This window comes from Henriciella litoralis (assembly GCF_002088935.1).
GTDB classification, from domain to species: domain Bacteria; phylum Pseudomonadota; class Alphaproteobacteria; order Caulobacterales; family Hyphomonadaceae; genus Henriciella; species Henriciella litoralis.
Genome location: NZ_NCSS01000006.1, coordinates 80,293 through 97,506, shown reverse-complemented (window position 1 = coordinate 97,506; position 17,214 = coordinate 80,293). Strand labels below are relative to the sequence as shown.

The following is a 17,214-nucleotide window of genomic DNA, read 5'->3' as shown; positions in this document are numbered from 1 at the left end:
CTCCACTTATTCATCATAATCTTGTCTCGGCGCACCCTAACCGCGCGACTTGCGCCCGGCAACGCGTGATAACCGTTTCGGCGTGGCTTTCGTCAGCTTGTAGGTTTCCGCTTCTGCCGGGAAGGCGCGCGATCGCACATCGGCGGCATAGGCTTCCACCGATTTTGCCATCTCGCCGCGCATATCGCCATATCGACGGACAAATTTTGGCGTCCAGTCAAACAGGCCCAGCATGTCCTGCGTCACCAGAATCTGGCCGTCACAATTGGCCGACGCGCCAATGCCGATTGTCGGCACGCTGACGGCCTTTGTAATTTCGTCGGCGAGGTCTTCAGCGACCCCTTCGATCACGATTGCAAATGCGCCCGCATCGGCTGCCGCTTTCGCTTCAGCCATAACCCGCTCGCGCTCTTCATTGTCGCGCCCTTGCGCCTTGAAACCGCCAACCACGTTGATCGCCTGCGGACGCAGTCCGACATGCCCCATGACCGGCACGCCCCGCTCAACCAGATGGGCGATCTGACCGGCCGCATAGGCCCCGCTCTCAATCTTGACGGCCTGACATCCGGTTTCTTTCATCAGCCGCGCCGCATTCAGGAAGGCCTGATCGGCATTGGTCTCATAGCTTCCGAACGGCATGTCCACGACGACGAAGGCGCGCTCTGATCCGCGCATCACAGCCTGACCATGCAGGATCATCATCTCCATGGTCACCCCAACGGTCGATGGCAGACCGTGAACGACCATGCCAACGCTATCGCCGACAAGCAGCACGTCGCAGAACGGGTCCATCACCGTTGCCGATGGCGCATCATAAGCGGTGAGGCAAACCAGCGGCTCGCCGCCTTTGGCTGCTGCAATATCGCGAACCGTCTTTCGACGTATTTGAGACTGGGCCGACATCGTCGCTCTCCATACAGAATCCGGTAAGTGGAGCGATCCCTAGCAGAGGCCTCAGGACTTGGCCACGGCGGCGCTGATCGCGTCAGCCACGCCCCGGCAAAGCCGGCATGCCGAACAGGATAGGATGCAGCCACAACAACAGGAGCAGCCAGACACCGATCCCGATCGCTGCCGCCAATATGTCCCCCAATACCGACGGTTTCACATCTGCGGGCGGCCCATTATCGCCGCGCTTTTTCAGCACGATCCGGTCAAGCACGGCATAGGCAAGGAAGCTGCCAAACAGGAGAATGGAGTTAAGCTCACCATTGGCCAGCAAATGCCCAAACGCCCAGAGCTTTACGCCGACCAGCATCGGATGCTTCAGCGTCTTCTTGATGTATCCAGTCGGCGTATAGGCGGCGAACAGGATGATAAAGGCGAACAGCTGGATGAGAACGTTGATATGTTTCAGTGCCGTCGGCGGAGACCAGAGCACGGTGGCCGGGCGCATCGCGCCGTATCCGTAAGCAATCAGGGCGACACCAATGATCGTGATCAGGCTGAAGAGCCCCATATACGGCCCATAGCCGAGCTTCGCCCGGAGGTCCTGCCCCGGCTGGCGGGTGCGGAAAGTCGTAAAGAGGTGCGGCCCGAAAAACAGCACCAGACCGGCAAGCATGATCAACATCGATTCTCTCCCGACAATTTCTTGCAGACTGCCTTGCAGCTGAAGCTGCAGCAAGCAAAACCTCACCGCTTGCCGGTTCACACCGATTGCCGCTAACAGAGTTGGAATGAGAAACATGCCTCGACACGCCATCATTGTCGGCGCCGGTATCGGCGGTCTGACGGCCGCACTTTGCCTGACGCGACAGGGCTGGCAAGTGACGGTGCTGGAAGCCGCCAGCGCGCTGGAGAATGTCGGCGCAGGGCTCCAGCTCAGCCCCAATGCGACGCGTGTCTTGCTCGCCCTCGGCCTGGAAGCCCCGCTTCGAAAAGATGCATTCGAGCCCGAAGCTCTGGAACTTTGCCTTGGCCGCTCAGGCCAGCGCATCTTTCGTATTCCGGTCGGCTCAGCCGCCGAAACCCGCTGGGGCGCCCCCTATCTCCATATTCACCGGGCCGATCTGGTGCGCGTCCTCGCAGATGCCACGCAAGGCGCGGGCAATGTTGACCTTCGTCTGAACAGCCCGGTTGAACGCTACGAAAACCGCGAAGACGGCGTCAGCGTCACGACAAAATCTGGCGAAACGCTGAACGCTGATATCGTCATTGGCGCCGACGGCATCCACTCAACGCTTCGCGCGCAGATGCTGGGCCCTGAGAAACCGCGCTTCACCGGCAATCTCGCCTGGCGCGTCACGGTCCCGATCCACCGCCTCAACAATCCACCGCCACCGACCGCATGCGTCTGGGCCGGGCGCGGCAGACATGCCGTCACCTACCGTCTCTGCGGCGGCGATGTTGTGAATTTCGTTGGCGTGGTCGAACGATCAGACTGGCGGGGCGAAAGCTGGGTTGAAGAAGGCAGCCGACGCGACATGCTTGCCGACTACGCTGGCTGGAACCTCACGCTCACCGAGATCATCAATAAGGCTGACAGCCATTTCCGCTGGGCACTGTTCGATAGGCCTGCCCTGTCTCACTGGACCGATGGGCGCGTGGCGCTGCTCGGCGATGCCTGCCATCCAATGCTGCCTTTCATGGCGCAGGGCGCGGCCATGGGGATCGAGGACGCCTGGGTGCTGGCCGAAGAGCTATCACGCGACGTCGAAACACCAGCAGCGCTAAAGCTCTATGAAACGCGGCGTTTGCCGCGCGCCACGCGCGTGCAGGTGGCCTCACGCGCCAATATGAAGACCTTCCATCGTCGAACGCCGCTCTCGCGTCTGGCGACCTATGCTCCGATGTGGGCGGCCGGCCAGGTCCTTCCCGGTTTCGTCCGGTCTCGTCAGGACTGGATATACGGTTACGACGTCACCTCGACGGATCAATGATCACACGGCCAACAACGCGCCGCTCATCCATCTCGGAGAAGGCTTCACGCCAGTCCGCCAAACCGTAGACCCCGTGCACATGCGGGGTGACCGCCTTGTCCGCGACCAGCTTCCAGACCGCCTCCATATTCTCCCGGCCTTTCTCGGGGAACCGGCGCCCATACTCGCCGGCCCGCACACCAACCACCGAGAACCCTTTGATCAGCGGCATGTTCACGCTGACGGTCGGAATGCGCCCTGACGCAAAACCAACGACCAGCAAACGGCCATCAAACCCGATGCAGCGCACACTTTCGTCAAACACATCCCCGCCAACCGGATCATAGATGACGTCAGCGCCGCTGCCGGTGATCTCCTTGACCTTCAGCCGGAAGCCATCTGAGGAATTGAGGCACACCTCCGGCGCATAGGCCGTTTCGATCATGGCCAGCTTTTCATCACTGGAAGCGGCAGCAATGACCCTCGCGCCGAGATGCTTGCCGAGATCGACGGCCGCCAGTCCGACGCCGCCCGCCGCGCCGTGCACCAGCAGCCACTCGCCAGGCTGGATATTCGCCCGGCGCACCAGGGACACATATGCCGTCACATAGGCGGACCCGACAGAGGCAGCAGCCGCAAAATCAAGATGGTCCGGTATCTTGCGGGCGCGGCTCGCTGCGTACGTCCCGTACTCCGCAAACGCCCCGCCAAGACCGCCCGTCACAACCCGGTCGCCGACCTCAAATCCGTCGACACCCGCGCCCACGGCAACCACCTCGCCGGAAACGTCGCCGCCAGGAATAAATGGCAGGTCCGGTTTGTGCTGATAGCGGCCTTGCGTCATCAACAGATCGGGAAAGCCTAAACTGCCGGCGCGGATCTTGAGCAACAGCTCGCCATCTGCCGGCATTGGCGTTTCAACCTCGGTCACGGAGCAGCCGCTATAATTCTCACCCAGCGCCTCAACGAGAAGCGCCTTCATTCGTGCCGGTGCCGTCATGCTCTGTCTCCTCGGGGTCTTTCGCTCACCGTTCTAGCAGGACAAGAACACCGCCTGTCCATGCTGACGTCGCGGCGACCAGTCGCCAGAGCCATCCGATTGGGATATGAGCGGCGCCAGCGATGACACCGAAACACATCCTCTTTCTGACAGCCTCCCTGCTCGCCATAGGGCTCAGCGCATGGGCGTTTGCCCCGCCCGGCACGCTTGCCCTGTCCATAGCGATGGGCGCGACCTTGCTCGCACTCGCCATTATCGACTGGCGGACCTTCATCCTGCCAGACCCGCTAAACCTGCTTCTTGCCTTGCTTGGCCTTGCGATGATCTGGATGGTCGCGCGAGAGGACTGGCTCCATCACCTCATTGGCGGGGTCGCCGGATACCTCATCCTGCTGGCTGTCGAATTGTTCTACCGCCATGTCCGCGGAATAGACGCACTCGGGCGCGGGGATGCCAAGCTTCTCGGCGCACTTGGCCTCTGGGTGGGATGGACGCGGCTGCCGGACATTCTACTGGTGGCAGCGGGCACAGGCCTCATCGCGGCGCTCGTAGCATCGCAGCTTGGCGACGGAGGCCTGAAGCGCGACACCCCGCTCGCCTTCGGGCCATGGCTCGCGCTCTCTGGCTGGATCTGCTGGCTCGCCGGGCCGCTTCTGGTGCCGGCCATCTAGTCTGACACAGGTGCATCTGTTGAGAGGATGCTCGCGGCGACGTCCCGCAGCACCTTGCCGATACTCTCCATACTCTCGGCGAGCGGCGAATCCTGCCGCCATACCAGACTGATCTCCCGCCGGGCCGCCGGAAAGCCCAGCGGCCGGACCACCTGAAACGGGTCGCGGCGCGCTTCGACCAGCGCATAGAGGCTCGGCAGGATCGCAACGCCCGCCCCCATAACCGCCATCTGCCGGATCGCATCCAGCGACGTGCCCTCATATTCTGTACTGATATGCGCTCCCGCCATCCTGGCGACGTCCTGCACAATCACTGACAGGCGAAAACCATTGCCGAGCGTCAGGATTTCACGGCCCTTCAGCGCCTCGAGCCCGACCGGCCCGTCTTCCGCAGAAAGCTCATGATCATTCGCCGCGCAGACAAAAAGCTGCTCATCGAAGAGATGCATGGACGCTGTGTCGAGATGGTCTTCAGCCGTCGAGATCAGCATATCCAGCCGTCCGTCTTTCAGCTTTTCATCCAGCGAGCGCGTGTCCTCCTCACGCACGCTGAGGCGCAGCTGTGGAAAGCGGGCGTGCAGCTGTGTGGCTGCGGTCGGCAAAAGATAGGGCCCGAGTGTCGGCAGCGTGCCAAGACGGAAACGTCCTTCGAGCTGGCCCGCGGATCGGCGTACGACCGTCTTGATGTCTTCCACTTCTGTCAGGACGCGCCGCGCCCGCCGCACGACCTCCTCACCAATCGGGGTAAGAATCGCGCCTTTGCGGCCACGCTCGATCAGGCGGACGCCAAGATGTGATTCTGCCTCTGCAATCTGGGCTGAAAGGCTGGGCTGGCTCACATTCATGAGGCGCGCCGCCTCATTGAACCGACCGGTTTCGGCGACTGCCACCACGTACTGCAATTGTCTAAGAGTTGGTCGCATTCAACTGTTTTAAAACTACTTTCAAGAGGTTTTTCCGCAGTTTTGCGGCGCGGCAAGCCAGTTTCACATAAGCTATAAAGATACCAATCTTCCGTTTCAATAGCTTCTTCCTATTCAAGGATCAGCTTCTTTCGATTTGCGCGCTGAGCTGGGCCTTCATAGCTATCGGTCATTGAAAGGCACAGTTACTTCACCGATGGGCCGGATCGTTTCCTCCCGGACACCACCCCGCAAACCACCCATCGGCAAGCTCCGCTCAGCCCGGCCCTCTCATCAGGCGGCGGACAGTAGCTGAAGCCCGGCTGCCACTTCCCCCTTAGGGCAGCCGGGCCGCTTTTCTGCAGTTCACTAAGACATGGCTCGCACAAGGAGTGACACATGCCAAAATTCGCAGCCGGCGTACTCAAATTCCAGGACAATGTTTATCCTGACAAACAGGATCTCTTCGAGAAGTTGAGCCAGGGCCAGTCACCCGAAGCGCTCTTCATCACATGTTCGGACTCGCGCATCGAGCTGGCGATGATCACGCAGACTGAGCCTGGCGAACTATTCATTTGCCGCAATGCAGGCAACATCGTCCCCCCGCACACAGAACAGACCGGCGCGATGACCGCCTCGATTGAATACGCTGTAGCAGTGCTTGAAGTCCCACATATCGTTGTCTGCGGCCACTCCGGATGCGGCGCCATGAAAGGCGCGATGGATCCTGAAGGGCTTTCCTCCCTGCCGCACGTCGCAAAATGGCTTGGCTACTCAAAGGCGGCTGTCGACATTGTTGACGAGCTGGCGCCGGACGGCAGCGACGATGACCGCATGCAGATGCTGATTGAGCAAAATGTGCTTCTCCAGCTTCAGCATCTTCGCACGCATCCAAGCGTCGCCCGTCGTCTTGCACGCGGCGATCTCGACCTGCACGGCTGGGTCTACGACATCCGCACCGGCGGCGTTGATGCCTATGACCCGCAAACAGGCAAATTCACGCGCGTCGACGCCCATTACGCCAGCGAGATCGCTGAGCTGGCAGGCGCTAGCGACTGCGCGGCCTAGGCCTCGAACATACCGAAAGGTTTTATTGTGAGCACATCAGACAAGCCGCTGGGTCTCAGCGGCTACTTCACCCTGTCCAATCTGAAGGGCGACCTGTTTGGCGGCCTGACGGCTGGTATCGTTGCGTTGCCACTGGCCCTCGCCTTTGGTGAGGCCTCCGGGGCCGGCCCGATCGCCGGTCTTTGGGGCGCGATCTTCGTTGGTCTCTTCGCCTCATTATTTGGCGGAACCGGCTCTCAGGTCTCCGGACCGACCGGCCCAATGGTCGTTGTCTTTGCCGGCCTCTATGCCGCGCTTGGCGGCAATCCATCACTGGTCTTCGCAGCTGTTATCCTTGCCGGTATCATGCAGATCCTGCTCGGCATCACGCGCTTCGGCCAATATGTGAAGCTCGTCCCCTATCCGGTGATCTCCGGCTTCATGAGCGGTATCGGCGTGATCATCATCGCCCTTCAGCTCTCACGCCTGTTCGGGCATGAGCCTGATGGCGGCGGCACCATCCCGGCCTTCACGGCTGTGCCAGACGCCGTGATGAATCCGAACTGGATCGCCGTCGGTATCGCCGCGGTGTCTCTGTTCATCGTCTTCACCTGGCCAAAGCGCCTCGCTGCGTGGATCCCCGGTCCACTCGCTGCGCTTATTGTCGGCACGCTGATCAGCGTCTTCATTCCGGGCGCACCGATCCTTGGCGACATTCCGACAGGATTGCCGAGCTTCATCATTCCGAGCGTCGATGCAGACTCTATCCTCATCGTTATTGAGGCAGCCTTCATCCTTGCCGTGCTTGGCTCGATCGACAGCCTTCTGACCTCTCTTGTCGCCGACAACATGACGCGGACGCGTCATCAGTCGAACAAGGAACTGATTGGTCAGGGTATCGGTAACTCTGTCGCCGGTTTCTTCGGCGCCATCCCCGGCGCTGGCGCCACCATGCGGACCGTCATCAACATCAGATCCGGCGGCAAGACCCGCATCTCTGGCATGACGCATGCCCTCGTCCTGCTGACGGTTGTCATGAGTCTTGGCCCGCTCGCCTCACAGATTCCTCATGCCGTGCTGGCAGGCATCCTTGTTAAGGTCGGTTACGACACGATCGACTTCTCCTACGTCAAGCGCGCCCACAAAGGCCCGCGCTGGGATCTTGCCCTGATGGCGCTGGTCCTGTTCCTGACGGTGTTCGTCGATCTGATCACCGCAGTCGCCGTTGGCGTCGTTCTGGCAGCACTGGCTTTCGTCAAGAACCTTGCAGACGACCAGATTGCATCGGTGCACCAGATGGCTCCCCGCAACTCCAGCGAAGAGGAAGTGTCCATCCTGGAACGTGCTGGCGGCAAGGTCATGATGTTCGACTTTGGCGGCCCGCTGAGCTTCGGTGCAGCGGCAGACCTTGGTCACCATGTGCGCCAGCGGTCCGGCCACAGCGCTGAAGTCCTGATCCTGGATTTCTCTCGCGTGCCTTTCCTCGACGTATCGGCGGTCACGGCCATCGAGACGATCCTTGAGGATGCCAAAGATGCCGGAAAAGCCGTCTATCTGAGCGGCATGAATGACACTGTCAGCCGCCTGCTGCAGAAGTTCAGCACGTCTGCGTCCGATGCAACGATTGAGACGTTCGATGATCGGCTCGACGCCCTGAAAGCGGCGGAGAATGCGGCGTCCGATCCGGCTGAGCCTCAACCGGCCTGATCCTCTGCTAACGCCCAAACGAAAAGGCCGACGCGCATTTGCACGTCGGCCTTTTTTATTGCGGAGGCTTTGAAACCTTGGTCTAGATCTCGCCCTTCAGGCGTTTCATCACACCTGAGAAATCCAGCCCGGCATGGCCATCCTCATCCAGCTTGGCATAGATGTCGCGCGCATGCCCACCGAGCGGCGTCTCTGCGCCTGCGCCTTCAGCCGCGCCAAGCGCCAGCCTCAGATCCTTCAGCATCATCGCGACCGCAAAGCCCGGCTGATAGTCCCGGTTGGACGGCGCTGTCGGCACCGGGCCCGGTGCAGGGCAATAGCTCGTCATCGACCAGCACTGGCCGGACGCGGTGGACGAAATATCGTAGAAAGTCTGCGCATCAAGGCCGAGCTTTTCAGCGAGGTTGAACGCTTCGCATGTGCCGATCATCGAAATGCCGAGCAGCATATTGTTGGCGATCTTGGCGACCTGTCCGTTGCCCGCAGCCCCTGCGTGGAAGACATTCTTGCCCATGATGTCGAGCACAGGCTTGGCCCGCGCGAATCCGTCGTCAGGTCCGCCCACCATGAAGGTCAGCGCCCCGGCATCTGCGGCCGCTGTGCCGCCTGATACAGGCGCATCCATATAGGTGAACCCAGCCTCGCTCGCCTTGCTGGCGGCCTCGCGGGCCTCCTCAACGGCGATTGTCGAGCAATCAATGAAAAGCGTGCCCGGTGCGGCGTTTGATGTGACACCGTCTTCGCCGAAATACACCTGATGGACATGCTTTCCCGCCGGGAGCATCGTGACCACGACTTCCGCGCCCTCGACAGCTGCGCCAACCGACGGCGCGCCCTTGGCACCAGCCTCTTCGGCCTTGCGAATAGCATCGGCGCTAAGGTCAAAAGCCCGCACTTCATTTCCCGCCTTGGCGAGGTTGGCACACATCCCTGAGCCCATATTACCAAGGCCAATGAACGCAATCTTCGTCATCGCATTTGCTCCCTAAATGAATGTCAGCTCGTCACGCCCAAGCGGCGCGAAAAAGCTGTCGACCAGCTCCGGCGTCACAGCTTCAAGCGTTGGCGGCTGCCAGTTTGGTTTGTGATCCTTGTCGATCAGCACGGCGCGTACGCCTTCAATGAAGTTTTCGGTGCAGACGAGACGCCCGCCGATTCGGTACTCCATCTTCATATTCTCGCGGAAATCGCTCATCTTGCCGCCTTCGGTCAGCTGACGATGGGCGACCTTCAAGGTCAGCGGCGACTTCGAGGCCAGCGTCTCGGCCTGCGCCTTGGCCCAATCACTTCCGGTCTCCAGGGCAGCGACAATGTCCTCGACACTATCCTTGCCGAAACAGGCATCGATCTCTTCTTGATGTTCGGCATAGCTGCGGCTCGCCTCAGTCTTCAGACCGTCGAGCGCGGACACGCCGTCTTCACAGAGCTTGTCAGCCAGCCCGGCTGGGTCCTCAGCAAAATGCGTTGCGACACCCGCCGCCAGCACATCCTCACCTTTCAGGCGTGCACCTGTCAGCGCCAGCCACATGCCTGTCGCCCCATCAAGGCGCGGCAGAAACCAGCCGCCGCCGACATCCGGGAAAAGGCCAATGCCGCTTTCCGGCATGGCAAATAGTGTATTTGGCGTCGCGACGCGGTACGTCCCATGGACCGAAATGCCGACACCGCCGCCCATCGTGACGCCATCCTGAAGGGCGACATAGGGCTTGTTATATTCCTTGATCAGCGTGTTGAGCCGATATTCGGACGCAAAGAACTCGCGCGCTTCCTGCCCATCAGCCTTGCCGGACTCCTGCAGCATACGAATGTCGCCGCCCGCGCAAAACCCGCGCGTGCCGTCTGCATGATCGACAACGATCAGCTCAACGTCCGCATCATCCTGCCAGGCGATCAGCGCCTCGGTCATCAGCTCGCACATGTCCAGATTCAGCGCATGCAGCGCCTTTGGCCGGTTCAGCGTGATCCGACCTGCCCGGCCTTGTTTGCGTGCGATTACACTTGGCTCGGTCATACCTGCCCCTTCATCATTTCACGCGCGACGATAACGCGCATGATCTCATTTGTGCCTTCAAGGATCTGGTGGACCCGCAGGTCGCGCACGATCCGCTCAACCTCATAGTCGCCGAGATAGCCGTACCCGCCATGAAGCTGCAGCGCGTCATTGGCGACCTTGAACGCCGTATCGGTGACAAAGCGCTTGGCCATGGCGCAGCACTTGGTTTTGTCCGGTGCGCCCGCATCGACCTTGCGCGCCGCGTCGTAGAGCAGCGCCCGTGCGGCAGAGAGCTCGGTCTCCATGTCGGCGAGTTTGAACTGCGTCGCCTGGAAATCGATGATCGCACGGCCAAACTGCTTGCGCTCCTGCACATAGCCAAAAGCCCGGTCGAGCGCATCTTGCGCGCCGCCGAGGGCACAGGCCGCAATGTTCAGCCGTCCACCATCAAGCCCCGCCATGGCGAATTTGAAGCCGTGGCCTTCATTGCCGACCCGGTTGGTCGCCGGGATGCGGCAATCGTCGAAATTGACCATGGCCGTGGGCTGCGCGCGCCAGCCCATCTTGTCTTCATGCTTGCCGAAAGAGAGGCCCGGCGCGTCCTTGTCGACCACAAAGGTCGAGACGCCCTTGGCCCCGCTATCGGCGGTACGGGCCATCACGACATAGACGTCCGAAAAGCCGGCCCCGGAGATAAACACCTTGGCGCCATTGAGGACGTAGTCGTCACCATCGAGCTTCGCCGTCGTCTTGAGGCTTGCGGCATCAGAGCCTGCGCCCGGTTCCGTCAGGCAGTAAGAGGCGATCAGCTCAGTCGCCGTCAGACGCGGCACATATTTAGCGCGCAGCTGATCATCCCCGAAACTGTCGATCATCCAGGTCGCCATATTGTGGATCGACAGGAAGGCCGCATGGCTGATGTCGCCGCGCGAGAGTTGCTCGAAGATCAGCGCCGCATCGAGCCGTCCGAGGCCCGAGCCGCCATGTTCTTCCTGCGTATAGATCCCGCCAAAGCCAAGCTCGCCCAGAGCTTCCAGCTTTGAGCGATCAAGATTGCCTTCCTTATCCCACTGCGCCGCATTGGGCCGCAGCTCGTTCATGGCGAAATTCTTCGCCATGTCGGAAATCATTATCTGTTCTTCATTGAGGCTCATGTTTTCGTACTCGCTTCAGTCCAACCTGCTTGTAACCGCCATACGCCATTCAGGCGCTGACGTCAGGAATCCTTGAAGCCAGGCGCCCTTTTTTCAGTGAAGGCGGTCATGCCTTCTTTCTGATCATGTGTTCCGAACAGTCCCTGGAACAAGCGCCGCTCGAAGCGGACGCCTTCCGTGGTTGGAAGCTCCAGCGCACGGCCAACCATTTCCTTGGCCGCCATGATGGAAGGGATGGAAAAGCCGGCAATTGTTTCGGCAGCTTCCATCGCCACACTCATCAGATCATCATGCGATACGACACGGCTGACCAGACCGATCCGGTCGGCTTCCTCGCCATCGATCATCCGTCCTGTCAGAACGAGATCCATGGCCTTCGCCTTGCCGATCGCCTTGGTGAGACGGATCGAACCGCCCATGCCCGGCGTCACACCGAGCTTGATTTCAGGCTGACCAAATTTCGCCTTTTCCGACGCGATGATGAGGTCGCACATCATGGCAAGCTCACACCCACCGCCGAGCGCAAACCCGTTCACCGCCGCGATCACCGGCTTGCGGCACGCTGCGAAACGGTCCCACCCGGCAAAGTAATCCTCGACATACATGTCGGAGAAGCTTTGCGGCTGCATTTCCTTGATGTCAGCGCCCGCCGCAAACGCCCGGCCCTCGCCTGTCAGCACGCTGACGGCGATGTCCTTGTTGCGATCGATCTCGGCAAAGGCCGCGGCGACCTCCGCCATCACCTCTGCGTTCAGCGCGTTGAGGCTGTCTGGACGATTGAGCGTCACGACCGCAACGCGGCCTTTAAGCTCGACCTTGATTGTCTTGAAGTCTGTCATTGCGACTACTGCATCGTTGGAATGATGAAAGCCTGGTCGCCGATATCGCCTTCCGGCCAACGCTGGGTGACGGTCTTGATCTTGGTCCAGAACTTCACGCCTTCCGGGCCGTGCTGGTTGGTGTCGCCAAAGGCAGACCGCTTCCAGCCGCCGAAGGTGTGATAGCTGACCGGCACCGGGATCGGCACGTTCACGCCGACCATGCCGACATTGACCTGCGCGGCAAACTCGCGCGCGGCGCGGCCATTGGAGGTGAAGATCGCAACGCCATTGCCATACTGGTGATTGCTCGGCAGCGCGGCGGCTTCTTCCAGCGTCTCCGCGCGGACAACCTGTAGAACGGGGCCGAAGATCTCTTCCTTATAGGATTTCATTTCAGGCTTCACATAGTCGAACAGGGTCGGGCCGACGAAGAAACCATTCTCATGGCCCTGTAGCGTGTGGCCGCGGCCATCGAGTTTGAGCTCCGCGCCTTCTTCGACACCCATGCGGATATAATCTTCGACCTTCGCCTTGTGCGCAGCTGAGACAACCGGGCCATAATGCGCGTCCTTATCCGTCGAGATGCCAACTTTCAGGTTCTGCGCCGCTTCCAGCATGCGCTCAACGAACTCGTCGCCCGTCTTCTTGCCAACGGTGACAGCCACTGGCAGCGCCATGCAGCGTTCGCCAGCTGAGCCATACGCCGCGCCAACAATATCCTTCACAGCCTGCTCAAGGTTTGCGTCCGGCATGATGATGCCGTGGTTCTTCGCGCCGCCCATGGCTTGCACGCGCTTTCCGTGCGCCGTGCCCGTCGAATAGACGTATTGCGCAATATCGGACGAACCGACGAAGCTGACAGCCTTGATGTCTGGGTGCGTGAGGATCGCGTCGACCGATGACTTGTCGCCATGCACGACGTTCAGCACGCCTTCCGGCGCACCGGCTTCGAGGAACAGTTCAGCCAGACGCACAGGCACCGACGGGTCTTTCTCCGACGGCTTCAGCACGAATGTATTCCCACAGGCGATCGCGACCGCGAACATCCAGCAAGGGATCATGGCCGGAAAGTTGAACGGCGTGATGCCCGCGCAGACACCCAGCGGCTGGCGCATGGAATAGACGTCGATGCCGGGGCCAGCGCCTTCGGTGTACTCGCCCTTTTGAAGGTGCGGGATGCCGCAAGCGAACTCGACCACGTCGATGCCGCGCTGCACGTCGCCCTTGGAGTCGGCAACAACCTTGCCGTGCTCTGACGACAGGAGCTCTGCCAGCTCATCGATATTCTGCTCAAGCAGATCCTTGAACTTGAAGAGGACGCGTGCGCGGCGCTGCGGATTGGTGGCTGACCATTCCGGCAACGCTGCCTTGGCGGCCTCAACGGCGGCATCAACTTCCGCATCGGTTGCCAGCGCAACCTTTGCCTGAACCTCGCCCGTATTGGGATTATAGATGTCGCCGAACCGGCCCGACTGGCCTTCGACGGACTTGCCGGCAATAAAATGATGGACGTTGCGCACGCTGCAGTCTCCCTGATTTACTTGATCTTTCCGGCACACTAGGCGCTGAGAGAATGCGGGTAAACAGAGACAAATGCAGATGACACCTGCGATATTGCAGCCTAAAAGCCATGCATGAACTGGGATGACCTGAAGATCTTTCTCGATGTAACGCGCCAGCAAAAGCTCGAAGGCGCCGCCGCGCATCTGCAGATTGACGCCACCACGATCAGTCGCCGCATCAAGCGTCTCGAACAACAGCTCGGCATCACTCTGTTTGAGCGCACGCGCCGCGGGCACGTGCTGACGCCCGCCGGTGAACGCCTCGCCTCGCAGGTCGAAGCCATGGAATCGGTGTCGCTCGACATTCGCGCTGAAACCGCCGCCGAGCAGAGCGCGGCCGGGCGCATCCGCCTTGGCGTGACAGAAGGCCTCGGCTCAGCCGTCATCGCGCCGGCGTTGCGCAAATTCAAACAGGCTCACACCAAGATCGACGTGGACCTCATCGCCCTTTCAGGCTTTGTCAGCGTCCCGAAACGGCAGGCCGACATGTCGGTTCTGCTGACGCGCCCCGCGGCCGGGCGCCTGAAAGTGCGCAAACTGTCGGACTATTCGCTCCGGCTCTATGCGACGCAAAGCTATCTAGATCAGACAGAGGCGATCTCGACGCGCGCGGACCTGCAGGACCATACACTCGTTGGCTATGTCGATGATCTCATCTACTCGACGCAGCTGCGCTATTTCGACGAGCTGCTCCCCGGCCTAACGCCGCAAATCTGCAGCTCCAGCATCGTCGCCCAGCTTGAGATTGTCGCCTCGGGCGCAGGCCTCGGCATCCTGCCCGTCTTCATGGCAGAGCGCTCCCCGGATCTCGTCGAAGTCCTGCCAGACGACATCCTCGTCACTCGCTCCTTCTGGCTCGCCGTCCATCAGGACGTCGCCGCCCTCACCCGCAACCGCCTGATGATCGACTTCCTCGGAGACCTGATGGCGGACCTGCCATAGGGGCCGACGGCACGAATTTCCTGGCCAGCAGGATCGCTCGCTATCACTCGATCGCCATCTCGATGCTGCTGAAGTTTACACAGCGGTTGCGATCTTGGCCTGCAAAAGAAGAGATGACCTTGCCCCCTCCCCGACCTGCGGGACAAAGGTTCAGTGTTCAGATTGAATTGGCAAACCTGTCCCACCGAAAGATATCGTCGCTTGGTCGATCGTTCGAACGGTCGGGCTCAGTCCCCTTCAGTCGCTAACATCTTACGCAATTCTGCCTTGGCAATCTTGTTGAGCGTGGATCTTGGCAACTCGTCGACGAAGTGAAATTCCGCCGGCACCTTGAAGCTCGCAAGCTCACTCCGGCAGTGGCGCGCGAGGGCGTCGGCTATTCCTTCTGCCGCCTGCGCGGCGGGGCCGCTGAGCCGCACAAACGCCACAGGGACCTCATCAAGCATTTTGTGAGGTTTCGCGACCACGGCGACTTCCTGAACGTCCGGAAAAGCCGAGATGACGCTCTCGACTTCCGAAGCGGCGACATTCTCCCCGCCGACCTTGAGCATGTCCTTCGACCGATCCGCAAAGATCAACCAGCCGTCTTCCGAGATCGTCACTCGGTCTCCCGTGACGAACCAGCCATCGTCATCGAAGGCCGCCTCCGTCGCCACTGGATCATCAAGATATTCAAGAAAGAGCGACAAGCCGCGCTGCCCTCTGATCAGGAGGTCACCGGTTTCTCCCAATCCCGCCGGACGGCCATCGGCTGACACAATGGCGATTTCGTATTCGGGAGCGACCCGCCCCATGGATCCGGGCCGGTCAGCATGATGCACTGAGCCTACGATCCCATGCGTTATCGTTTCCGTCATGCCCCACCAGCCGATCGACCGCACACCGAAATGCGAGTCTGACGGCAGGTCACAGGCAGCATTCCCCCAGAACCGGAAAGAATGCTTGTCGGGAACAGGATACTCAAGAAGGGCGTGGACCATGAACGGCACCATCGACGTCCAGGTGCACTTATGCTTCAGCGCCACCGGCCAGAAACGGGACGCGGAAAAACGTGGTTGCAGCACGATGCTCGCTCCCACCCATAGCGCCGCCATGACAGAATATATCTGCGCGTTGGTGTGAAACATCGGAAGATAGACCAGATGGACGTCTTCTGGCCCGAGCCCCTCATGCAGGGCGCTCACCCTTCCGCCCCACAGGGCGTTCGCATGGGTCCACACAACGCCTTTTGGACGTGATGTCGTGCCGGAGGTGAACTGAACACCGAACGGGGCGGTACAGTCGGCGTCCCGGTCCGGCAGCGTCACCTTTCCACCATACAGGCTTTCGAATGGCTCGTAGGATCTTGCCATGTCTGCCGGCGGCTCACCCGCATCCGTCGTGGTGACCACAATCCATTCCGCGCCGCCGAAAGCGTCAGCGATCAGATCGGCGAACCTTGGCTGCGTGATGGCGGCGCGTGCCTTCGACTTTTCGGCAAAGTAGGAAATTTCAGCTTCGCTGGACTTTGCATTCGTTGTCACAGCAACGGCCCCGATCCAGGCACATCCCAGCCAGGCGAACATCTGCTCCGGGCAGTTGTCCAGATGCACGATGACCCGGTCGCCAGCCCGAATGCCACGCGCATAAAGGCCCGCGCCAACTTGCTTCAGCCGACTAACGAGCTCGCCATACGTCCAGGTCTCTTCTTGGCCATCCAGAGGCTCCCAGATGAGACAGGGCTTGTCGGCGAACCGCGCGGCCTGACGGTTTAGAAGCGTGCGGATATCCCAGCCCGCAAATGGATTGCAGGCGGGGTCAGTAATCGAAGGTAGCATGCTTGAAGGGGACTCCTGGATCAGCCCGAGCGACAGGAAGGGGTCTAGACGTCCTTGCCGAACAGTTTCGCGATACGCGTCATCGTGGCAGCGAACTTGCCGATATAAGGTGTTGGAACTGTGCTGGCGCTCCGTTTTCCGATCCGGGGCCTGACCTTCAATTCCTCGACAGAAACTCCGGAATCGAACTTGCGCTTCATTTCGGCCGGATCAAAATCAACGCCAATTGGATTGATGTCGAAATCCGAAGAGCTCATCCACTCATCGACTTCGGTGTCTGACTCGAAATTCTCGACCTGCAGCTCAAGCACGTTGCCGTCAGGGTCCTGATAATACATGGACGTCGTCGGCCCATGATTGATGCACCATATCGGCTCAATTCCGCCCTCTTGCAGCCGACTCCAGTTCTGCAGGAGCAATGGAAGGGACTCATAGGTGAAGGCGATATGATCGACACCTGCGCGGCTCTTGTCCCGGCGCCCGGTCACAGGAAGCTTAGCGATAGCGATCCGGTGGTGTTCGTCATCATAAGTCAGGAATGTCAGATGATCGTTGGAATAGACGATCTCCGCGTTGAGAACATGCTCATACCAGCCCACCATTTTCTGGTGCTGCCCCGTCCTCAGAACGATGTGCGCCAGTGCGGCGGGGCGAATGCGGTCGCTGGCTTCGCGCGAGCGCTTATATTGCAGCTTCGTATCCATTTTGGCTCCTCTCAGATTCACCGCTAATCGGCA

General features: G+C 60.4%; 16 protein-coding genes. 5 read left to right on the top strand and 11 right to left on the bottom strand.

Annotation, left to right across the window (positions count from 1 at the left end; translation table 11 throughout):
• Positions 1-36: 36 nt before the first annotated feature.
• A complete protein-coding gene (gene panB, locus B8783_RS04095) occupies positions 37-903 on the bottom strand; it encodes a 3-methyl-2-oxobutanoate hydroxymethyltransferase (RefSeq protein WP_084418513.1) in 867 nt (288 codons plus the stop codon).
• Between the two features lie 82 nt (positions 904-985).
• The gene (locus B8783_RS04090) at positions 986-1,573 is read right to left on the bottom strand and encodes an NnrU family protein (protein WP_084421871.1); all 588 of its coding nucleotides are present in this window, start codon (positions 1,571-1,573) and stop codon (positions 986-988) included.
• A gap of 115 nt (positions 1,574-1,688) precedes the next feature.
• Here B8783_RS04090 and B8783_RS04085 point away from each other — a divergent pair, with 115 nt between their 5' ends.
• Positions 1,689-2,882: an FAD-dependent monooxygenase gene (locus tag B8783_RS04085; RefSeq protein ID WP_233355670.1), complete on the top strand. Its 1,194-nt coding sequence runs from the start codon at positions 1,689-1,691 to the stop codon at positions 2,880-2,882.
• Here the strand turns inward: B8783_RS04085 and B8783_RS04080 are convergent.
• A complete protein-coding gene (locus B8783_RS04080) occupies positions 2,863-3,861 on the bottom strand; it encodes an NADPH:quinone oxidoreductase family protein (RefSeq protein WP_084418511.1) in 999 nt (332 codons plus the stop codon). The two genes, B8783_RS04085 and B8783_RS04080, sit on opposite strands and share 20 nt — an antisense overlap.
• A gap of 122 nt (positions 3,862-3,983) precedes the next feature.
• Here B8783_RS04080 and B8783_RS04075 point away from each other — a divergent pair, with 122 nt between their 5' ends.
• Positions 3,984-4,532, top strand: a complete 549-nt coding sequence (locus B8783_RS04075) for a prepilin peptidase (RefSeq protein WP_084418510.1) — start codon at positions 3,984-3,986, stop codon at positions 4,530-4,532.
• Here B8783_RS04075 and B8783_RS04070 read toward each other — a convergent pair.
• On the bottom strand, positions 4,529-5,455 hold the full coding sequence (locus tag B8783_RS04070; protein WP_084418509.1) for a hydrogen peroxide-inducible genes activator: 927 nt from the start codon (positions 5,453-5,455) through the stop codon (positions 4,529-4,531). The genes B8783_RS04075 and B8783_RS04070 overlap by 4 nt on opposite strands.
• 378 nt (positions 5,456-5,833) lie before the next feature.
• Here B8783_RS04070 and B8783_RS04065 point away from each other — a divergent pair, with 378 nt between their 5' ends.
• Entirely contained in the window at positions 5,834-6,502 is a 669-nt protein-coding gene (locus B8783_RS04065) for a carbonic anhydrase (RefSeq protein ID WP_084418508.1), read from the top strand.
• 27 nt (positions 6,503-6,529) lie between these two features.
• Positions 6,530-8,188 carry a SulP family inorganic anion transporter gene (locus B8783_RS04060; protein ID WP_233355668.1) on the top strand — a complete coding sequence of 553 codons (1,659 nt, stop codon included), beginning with the start codon at positions 6,530-6,532 and terminating at the stop codon, positions 8,186-8,188.
• Positions 8,189-8,270: 82 nt separating this feature from the next.
• On the opposite strand, the gene mmsB is transcribed toward B8783_RS04060, so the two are convergent.
• The 5 genes from mmsB to B8783_RS04035 form a co-directional block, all read right to left on the bottom strand.
• On the bottom strand, positions 8,271-9,161 hold the full coding sequence (gene mmsB, locus B8783_RS04055; RefSeq protein WP_084418507.1) for a 3-hydroxyisobutyrate dehydrogenase: 891 nt from the start codon (positions 9,159-9,161) through the stop codon (positions 8,271-8,273).
• A 12-nt stretch (positions 9,162-9,173) separates the two neighbouring features.
• Entirely contained in the window at positions 9,174-10,199 is a 1,026-nt protein-coding gene (locus B8783_RS04050) for an enoyl-CoA hydratase/isomerase family protein (RefSeq protein WP_084418506.1), read from the bottom strand.
• Positions 10,196-11,335, bottom strand: a complete 1,140-nt coding sequence (locus tag B8783_RS04045; RefSeq protein WP_084418505.1) for an acyl-CoA dehydrogenase family protein — start codon at positions 11,333-11,335, stop codon at positions 10,196-10,198. Before B8783_RS04045 ends, B8783_RS04050 begins: the two co-directional genes overlap by 4 nt.
• A gap of 62 nt (positions 11,336-11,397) precedes the next feature.
• Entirely contained in the window at positions 11,398-12,174 is a 777-nt protein-coding gene (locus tag B8783_RS04040; protein ID WP_084418504.1) for an enoyl-CoA hydratase-related protein, read from the bottom strand.
• 5 nt (positions 12,175-12,179) lie between these two features.
• On the bottom strand, positions 12,180-13,676 hold the full coding sequence (locus B8783_RS04035) for a CoA-acylating methylmalonate-semialdehyde dehydrogenase (RefSeq protein ID WP_084418503.1): 1,497 nt from the start codon (positions 13,674-13,676) through the stop codon (positions 12,180-12,182).
• Between the two features lie 114 nt (positions 13,677-13,790).
• Here B8783_RS04035 and B8783_RS04030 point away from each other — a divergent pair, with 114 nt between their 5' ends.
• On the top strand, positions 13,791-14,660 hold the full coding sequence (locus B8783_RS04030; RefSeq protein ID WP_084418502.1) for a LysR family transcriptional regulator: 870 nt from the start codon (positions 13,791-13,793) through the stop codon (positions 14,658-14,660).
• A 227-nt stretch (positions 14,661-14,887) separates the two neighbouring features.
• On the opposite strand, the gene B8783_RS04025 is transcribed toward B8783_RS04030, so the two are convergent.
• Both B8783_RS04025 and B8783_RS04020 read right to left on the bottom strand, forming a co-directional pair.
• On the bottom strand, positions 14,888-16,477 hold the full coding sequence (locus B8783_RS04025) for an AMP-binding protein (protein ID WP_084418501.1): 1,590 nt from the start codon (positions 16,475-16,477) through the stop codon (positions 14,888-14,890).
• A gap of 44 nt (positions 16,478-16,521) precedes the next feature.
• A complete protein-coding gene (locus B8783_RS04020; RefSeq protein ID WP_084418500.1) occupies positions 16,522-17,181 on the bottom strand; it encodes a VOC family protein in 660 nt (219 codons plus the stop codon).
• Between the last annotated feature and the right edge of the window lie 33 nt (positions 17,182-17,214).